This is a genomic window from Alteribacillus sp. HJP-4, from assembly GCF_042139015.1.
Classification (GTDB): domain Bacteria; phylum Bacillota; class Bacilli; order Bacillales; family Marinococcaceae; genus JBHIKY01.
In genome coordinates this window covers 56,288-63,058 of record NZ_JBHIKY010000022.1, presented here as the reverse complement: position 1 = coordinate 63,058, position 6,771 = coordinate 56,288, and the positions used below count along the sequence as shown (strand labels likewise).

Here is a 6,771-nt window from a genome sequence, read left to right as displayed (position 1 = left end):
CCCGTCGTCACTCCGAAGAGATCCGACGGCTTCCCGCGCTCGACTTGCATGTATTAGGCACGCCGCCAGCGTTCGTCCTGAGCCAGGATCAAACTCTCCAATAAATAGTAGAGTACTGACTCTTCTTGCTTTGTCCATCTGAATTAGATGGGGGTATTGCTTTAATTAAACGCTTGACTTTCATTCAATTTTCAAAGGACAAAATTATCAGAGTCGCCATTAATAGCGACTCAATCTATCATACCATCAGTAGAGAAGGTAGTCAATAGAGTGCTGTGAACTTTTTGTGAATGCCGCCCTGTTTTTCAGCGACGATCTATAATATATCACCCTGAATTAATAAAAACAAGGGGTTTGCAAAAAAAAATAATATTTCCTGTCGTTTTTTATCCAATAATAAAAAGGTCTGCTGCGATCAGCATCACAAGCCCCGGAAGACCTAAGATCCCCGCTACCCCAACTGTAAAAAAGTTGATTGGCAAATGATACCCTACTGCACTTCCAAATGTATTTAAAAAGAATAAAGCAAGCGCACCTACGATCACTCTTACGAAAATTCCACCTGCCCATCGGAAAAGCTTCAGTTTCCCTCCAATTAAAAACAACAGGCACGCTGCAACTCCGACAGCAGAAATAACTAAAATTGGATCCATTGGTATTCCTCCTTCAATGTCATCATCTATTAATCAAGTTTATGTCCAAGCAGCCAAAATATCCTCTGCCTTTTAAACAATGACTCAATTTTTTTCTTTTGATGTGAAGATCATCTCGTTCGTAACCAATTTGCTCTGCTCACCGCTGCGAAGAAAACATCGGGCGGGTAAATGATTCTATACTTTCACATTTTTTCAAAAGAATTACCGAAGCTGTAAATTGTCATCCCTACAAAAAATCCGGCAGCAGGGACTTACTCCCTGTTACCGGATTTGACTAGCGAGCTTTATTATACCCATTCACACGACGATGACGGGCTTCTTTTAACAAAAACAAATACTTTGCCTTTAAGAGACTTACCTGGACAAGAATTTCCTGTGACGGCTCTACACTATGCTCGACGACGCGCTGCTGCTGATCGAGCTTAGCTTTTGTTTTTTGAATAACAGCCACAAGTTTTTCTGTTTCTGTCTGACTAATGGATTTTTTTCGAAAGAACACCCTGCTTCACCTACAGTTCTCTTCTGCCCTCCATTGCTTTGGACAGCGTTACCTCATCTGCGTATTCCAGATCCCCGCCGATGGGAAGGCCGTGGGCAATGCGGGTTACTTTAATACCGGTCGGCTTTACCAGCCTGGATATATACATAGCGGTGGCTTCCCCTTCGATGGTGGGATTGGTTGCTATAATAACTTCTTGGATCTCGTCGTTTTGTAGACGTTTAATGAGCTCCGGCACTTTAATATCCTCCGGGCCGATCCCATCCATAGGGGAGATAGCCCCGTGCAGCACATGGTACAAGCCTTGAAAATCTTTCATTTTTTCCATAGCAATGACGTCTTTTACGTCCTGGACGACACACACCAGTGATTGGTCACGCTGTTTATCCTCACAAATCCAGCATGGATCTGTATCAGTGATGTGATGACAGGTTGAACAGTACGTTAGCTCCCGCTTGGCGCTGACTAACGCTTTGGCAAAATCAAGGACGTCGTCCTCTTTCATTTCAAGTACATAAAAAGCCAGGCGGCCAGCCGTTTTAGGGCCAACCCCCGGCAGTTTCATAAATCCTTCTATCAGTTTAGAAATTGGAGTTGGATATTGCACTAGGTCCTCCTTTAGAACATTCCGGGTATATTCATTCCTTTAGTGAATTTCCCCATATCCTGTTCTACTAGATCGTCGACTTTCGAGAGGGCTTCGTTCATCGCAGCAAGAATAAGATCCTGAAGCATTTCGATATCTTCTGGATCCACTACATCCTCGTCGATTTCGATATCTGTGATGCGCTTATCACCCGTCGCAGTGATTTTCACTGCGCCCCCTCCAGCGGTGGCCTCGACAGTTTTTTCCTTTAATTCTTCCTGTGCTTTCTGCATCTGTTTTTGCATCTTTTGCATTTGCTTCATCATTCCGCCCATGTTATTCATAGGGAACGCCTCCTTCTAAATTGTATACCTATTATTTTTCCTGGCTTTCCATAATTTCGACGAGGTCCGGACCGACTAGTTTAATTGCTTCGTCTACAATCGGATCTTCTTCCTTTGGATCCTGCTCTGTTTGATCGGAATCTCCTGACGTTTGCTGCTTCTTTTTAAATTCTGTTTTTAATTCTTCCCACTGTCCGGATAAAATGTTTACGGGCTGCAGAGCTGTACCGCACGCCTCAAGCAATGCCTCTTCCACTGTTTCGCGAAACTTCGTATCAACCATATTCCGGTGCATTTCGTTTTGAAACGAAAGTAATACCGATGAACCATCTGACATAACGGGTTTTGCATTACTGAGCCATGCGTGTCCCGGCACACTTTGTTTTTTGACGGCATTCATTACATCCGGCCATTTTCCCGTGACTGCCTGCAGGTCTTCCTTCGTTGCTTTTTTCAACATTTCTTTTACAAACCCGCTGTTTCCAATGCCGGCAGCTATGCTGCTGCTCGTTTTTTTCTTTCCTTCACTGCTGCGCTGCACCGTCGATGCTGATCCCTTTTCTGCAGCTGCCGGAGCAGAGGCAGGTGGGTTTTTCTGAAGCTTTTTCACTTCCTGCTCCAGCCGATCCACTTGCTGACGAAGGTTGGTTACTTCCTGAGAAGGCTCAGTATTTTGAGCTTCAGCACCGCCCGTATTACTGCTGCACACATGAATCAAACACATTTCCAAAAAGATCTTCGCGTGGCTGGACCACTTCATTTGTTGATGAGAAGTATTCAGCTGTTCAATCACCTGGTAAAGCCAGTCTGTATCGGAGGCCTCAGCCAGCTCCTTGAAAGATTCGTCAATGGATGCACGTTCAAGTACTTCATTAAGCTCAGGAGCTGTTTTAAACAACAGCATATCTCTGAAATAGTAGATCAAATCCTCCATAAATTGTAAAGGATCTTTTCCTTCTTTTATCAATGTATCAGCTGCTCTCACAGCTTCTGTCGTCCTCCGGTTTTTTAAAGCCTCCGCTGTTTCGGTTAAAAATTGCTGGGAGACCGCTCCGGTGATGGCCAGCACATCATCAGAATGGACCGGACCTTCTGCAAATGAAATAGCCTGGTCCAGCAGGCTGAGAGCGTCGCGCATCCCGCCTTCTGCTGCACGACCGATTAAATACAGCGCCTCTTCCTCTGCTTCAAGTCCTTGCTGCTCAAGAATGTACTGCATTCTCGCCACAAGGTCCTCGGTGGTAATGCGCTTAAAGTCGAAACGCTGGCAGCGGGAAATGATGGTGAGTGGAATCTTGTGCGGTTCAGTGGTAGCAAGAATGAAGACGGCATGCTTCGGCGGCTCCTCCAATGTCTTTAAAAGAGCATTAAAAGCACCAGTAGAGAGCATGTGAACCTCATCGATAATATATACCTTATAACGAATGTCCCTTGGAGCAGCCATGACATTTTCACGGATATAACGGATCTCATCGACCCCATTATTCGAAGCTGCGTCAATTTCGATAACATCCACGATGGAGCCATCCATAATTCCACGGCAGGACTCACATTCATCGCATGGCTCCCGGACAGGGGCATGCTCACAATTTATTGCTTTTGCTATAATTTTTGCGGCGCTTGTTTTACCTGTGCCTCGCGGTCCGCTGAATAAATATGCGTGAGAAAACTTCTCTTGTATCAGTGCATTTTGGAGCGTTTTCGTTATATGCCCTTGACCGGCAACATCTTCAAGCTTTTGCGGCCGCCATACTCTGTAAAGCGCCTGATAGCTCACTCCCGGGACCTCCTTTTTCCAACATTTCATTCCTATTATACCGATTCCGCTCTTAGTTTTCAAAGCGGAATCCATCGAGAAATATCCTTATTATATAATTCGACAAATATTCATGAATAATGATGTAAAATTAGTTCAGCTGTATCGATCATGTTCGAAATAAACTCGTTCAGGTCAACGGAAATTCATTCTTCTAACTGTCAAAAAAAGAACAGCTCCAATAGTGGAACTGTTCCGTTGTCATTATTATGTAGAAGCCGTGCACCTTCTGTCGGCAATGCTTTCATGAGCGTTACCCGCGCAGTTAGCTCGGCCCAGGCGACTCTGCGGCACACGAAAGAGTCCGCTTACTGCTGCTTCCTTCCGGACCTGACAGGGTTCACGGGTTTCCGTTGCGCAGAACCCGGACGTCAACACCACTTACGCGGGGCAGGCCTCACGAAAACAAAGCCTTGAGAAGGGATTCAGTCTCGCTATAGCGGGTTGCGAGTACAGGGCACCGCTACCTCCCCACCTAGCACGGCAAATTGGATAACATTATCAGGCGCTTTTTTTCAGCGCAATAACTAGTATAGCCTCTTTTAATGTATAACGCAATAGATTGAAACTAAATAAGCCAAAGGTTCTTATTCAGGCGTTTGACTCTCTTTTTCCTGTTTTTCTTTTTCTTCTAATTCCGCGATTTTTGCCATAATAACATGAGGAGGCGTATGCACAATATGTTCAATAGGCATGTTCAGCTTTTCAGCTAGTCTTTGGGCAGTTTCGGCTGAGAATTGGTTTGGACGCAAGTAAGTTCCCTCCGATTTCTTATTTTCTATCGACACTATAACATGACCTTTTACTGATTCCAATCCTTCTTTCTCAACGCTTCTTTTTTTCCAGACGCAGCTTTTTAAAAAAGTTCGTTAGCAGCATGGCACATTCGTTATTTTTCACACCTGCAATAACTTCTGCACGATGATTGAAACGCTCCTCCTCCAGGAGGTTCATAAGAGTGCCGGCGCAGCCTGCTTTCGGATCGGCCGCTCCATAGACAACTTTAGGAATACGGGATTGTACGATGGCTCCAGCGCACATCGGGCAAGGCTCCAGGGTTACATACAGTATACAATCTTCCAGACGCCAGCTTCCGATATAGCGGCATGCTTCTTCAATCGCCATCATTTCCGCATGGGCTGAGGCCTGCTGATTAGTTTCCCGCAAATTATAAGCACTTGCAATGACTTTATCCTTGTAAACAATCACCGCTCCGATCGGCACTTCTCCGAGCTTTTCCGCTTTTTCGGCTTCCTTTACCGCAAGAGCCATCCACTGTTCGTCTGTCACTTTCGTATCTCCTTTTTAATACCTGAAGCGATTGAATTTAACATATAATTTTCATCTATAAGGTACTGGATTAGTGCAGGAAGAATCGTAACCGTCTGCGGACATTCATGTAATAGAATGATATCCCCGTCCTGCAGGTGCTCTTGAATATTCGAAAGAATCTTTTCAGGGGCAGCACGAAGTTCCCAGTCAAAAGAGCTGAGTGACCACATGATTACATCGAGCTGAAGCTCTTCGCAGACACGAACGGTTGTGTCGTTCCACTGTCCGAACGGCGGACGGAATAAACGCGGTGTCTGCCCGGTCACTTGTCTGTAATGCTTCGTGCTCATTTCAATTTCCTCTTGCTGCTTCTCTTCGTCCAGCCTGCAGAGATTGACATGACGGTGAGTATGCAGGCCGAGAGCATGTCCTTCCTCTAACAGACGTCGCCACGGCCTCTCCTGATATAAATACCTGGTAACCCAAAAGAACGACGCTGTAACATCTTTTTCTTTTAATATATCCAAGATTGTTTCTGTGTATCTGCCAGGGCCGTCATCGAAGGTTAAATACACGTGACTGCCTGAACCTTTGCTGATCACTCGCTCATGGAAGCCGGCACGGACTCCCTTTCCGGTTACAACTCAAGGAGATTTTCGTGAATTATTATTCATTATCATTCCCTCCCCACTATTGTTAACTGCCTCTTCTTTTTTATATAGAAAATATATACCCCACTATAAAGGCAAGTAAAGAGCCGGCAGCAGAAAGAAACAAATAAATAAACAACGGCTTCAGTTTTCGTGATTCTAGTAATTGATAAGCTTCTACACTAAAGGTGGAGAATGTAGTGAAGGCTCCAAAAAAACCTACCCCAATAAGCAAAAATAAGGAATCACTATAAGCACCTGCAGGGACAGCACCAAAATATTTTCCAAAGAACACCCCTAGTCCTAAGGATCCAAGGATGTTTACAGTAAGCATCGAGACTGGAATGGGAGGACTGGGGAATAAGCGCATGAGAGCTTTGCCTAAAAGAAATCTTAAGATAGCACCAGCCCCCCCTCCCAGCGATAGAAGGATAATATTCACGGCTGCACCCCCCTTTTTCGAGACTGTTTGGATGTAATATTTTGTGCAAGTACAAAACCGGCAGCTGCCAGGAAAACTCCTCCTGCTATGCTTACACATATGTAACTAATCGTAGAAATAAAATGGCTGTGTAAATATAGATAAACACTGTCAGCGGCAAATGTCGAAAAGGTGGTAAACCCTCCGCATAACCCGACGCCCAGGCCAAGTTTAACCCATTCTTTAGTGGTTCTAAGAGCAAAATAGCCGGTGAGAGTCCCTAATAGAAAACTGCCGGCTAAGTTTTCAAGTAACGTTCCGTACGGAAAGCCTGACTCAAGGGTGAGAAGATTTATACTATAACGAAGGAGCGTGCCGGCTATACCCCCTACCGCAATAGAAAGTAGATTCTTCATAATTTCCCCCTTTTTTATGACTAAAAGACATAAAAATTGTACCATAAGCTGCTGCAGCCAGGCACCAAAACAGCAAGGTATTCATATTTTTCACAAAACCAAAGTATGCTA

Annotated in this window: 10 protein-coding genes, 1 rRNA gene and 1 other RNA gene; all 12 read right to left on the bottom strand. The window is 44.8% G+C overall.

Features of this window, described 5'->3' with window-relative positions; translation table 11 throughout:
• Positions 1-104: ribosomal RNA gene (locus ACE4RR_RS17010) — 16S ribosomal RNA — on the bottom strand; the annotation flags it as partial.
• A gap of 282 nt (positions 105-386) precedes the next feature.
• Positions 387-653, bottom strand: a complete 267-nt coding sequence (locus tag ACE4RR_RS17005; RefSeq protein ID WP_375536633.1) for a pro-sigmaK processing inhibitor BofA family protein — start codon at positions 651-653, stop codon at positions 387-389.
• 277 nt (positions 654-930) lie between these two features.
• On the bottom strand, positions 931-1,155 hold the full coding sequence (locus ACE4RR_RS17000) for a YaaL family protein (protein ID WP_375536632.1): 225 nt from the start codon (positions 1,153-1,155) through the stop codon (positions 931-933).
• A gap of 10 nt (positions 1,156-1,165) precedes the next feature.
• Positions 1,166-1,762, bottom strand: a complete 597-nt coding sequence (gene recR / locus ACE4RR_RS16995) for a recombination mediator RecR (protein ID WP_375536631.1) — start codon at positions 1,760-1,762, stop codon at positions 1,166-1,168.
• Positions 1,763-1,773: 11 nt separating this feature from the next.
• Positions 1,774-2,085, bottom strand: a complete 312-nt coding sequence (locus tag ACE4RR_RS16990; protein ID WP_375536630.1) for a YbaB/EbfC family nucleoid-associated protein — start codon at positions 2,083-2,085, stop codon at positions 1,774-1,776.
• Between the two features lie 31 nt (positions 2,086-2,116).
• Positions 2,117-3,862 (bottom strand): DNA polymerase III subunit gamma/tau, encoded by a 1,746-nt coding sequence (gene dnaX, locus ACE4RR_RS16985; protein WP_375536629.1) that lies wholly within the window; start codon positions 3,860-3,862, stop codon positions 2,117-2,119.
• 257 nt (positions 3,863-4,119) lie between these two features.
• Positions 4,120-4,385: signal recognition particle sRNA large type (ffs, locus tag ACE4RR_RS16980), an RNA gene on the bottom strand.
• Positions 4,386-4,488: 103 nt separating this feature from the next.
• Positions 4,489-4,653, bottom strand: a complete 165-nt coding sequence (locus tag ACE4RR_RS16975) for a YycC family protein (RefSeq protein WP_375536639.1) — start codon at positions 4,651-4,653, stop codon at positions 4,489-4,491.
• A gap of 73 nt (positions 4,654-4,726) precedes the next feature.
• Positions 4,727-5,191, bottom strand: a complete 465-nt coding sequence (tadA, locus tag ACE4RR_RS16970; RefSeq protein WP_375536628.1) for a tRNA adenosine(34) deaminase TadA — start codon at positions 5,189-5,191, stop codon at positions 4,727-4,729.
• Positions 5,188-5,775: a polysaccharide deacetylase family protein gene (locus ACE4RR_RS16965; RefSeq protein ID WP_375536627.1), complete on the bottom strand. Its 588-nt coding sequence runs from the start codon at positions 5,773-5,775 to the stop codon at positions 5,188-5,190. Before ACE4RR_RS16965 ends, tadA begins: the two co-directional genes overlap by 4 nt.
• Positions 5,776-5,887: 112 nt before the next feature.
• A complete protein-coding gene (crcB, locus tag ACE4RR_RS16960; protein ID WP_375536626.1) occupies positions 5,888-6,265 on the bottom strand; it encodes a fluoride efflux transporter CrcB in 378 nt (125 codons plus the stop codon).
• A complete protein-coding gene (locus tag ACE4RR_RS16955) occupies positions 6,262-6,660 on the bottom strand; it encodes a fluoride efflux transporter FluC (protein WP_375536625.1) in 399 nt (132 codons plus the stop codon). The genes crcB and ACE4RR_RS16955 overlap by 4 nt, the downstream gene beginning before the upstream one ends.
• Positions 6,661-6,771 lie beyond the last annotated feature (111 nt).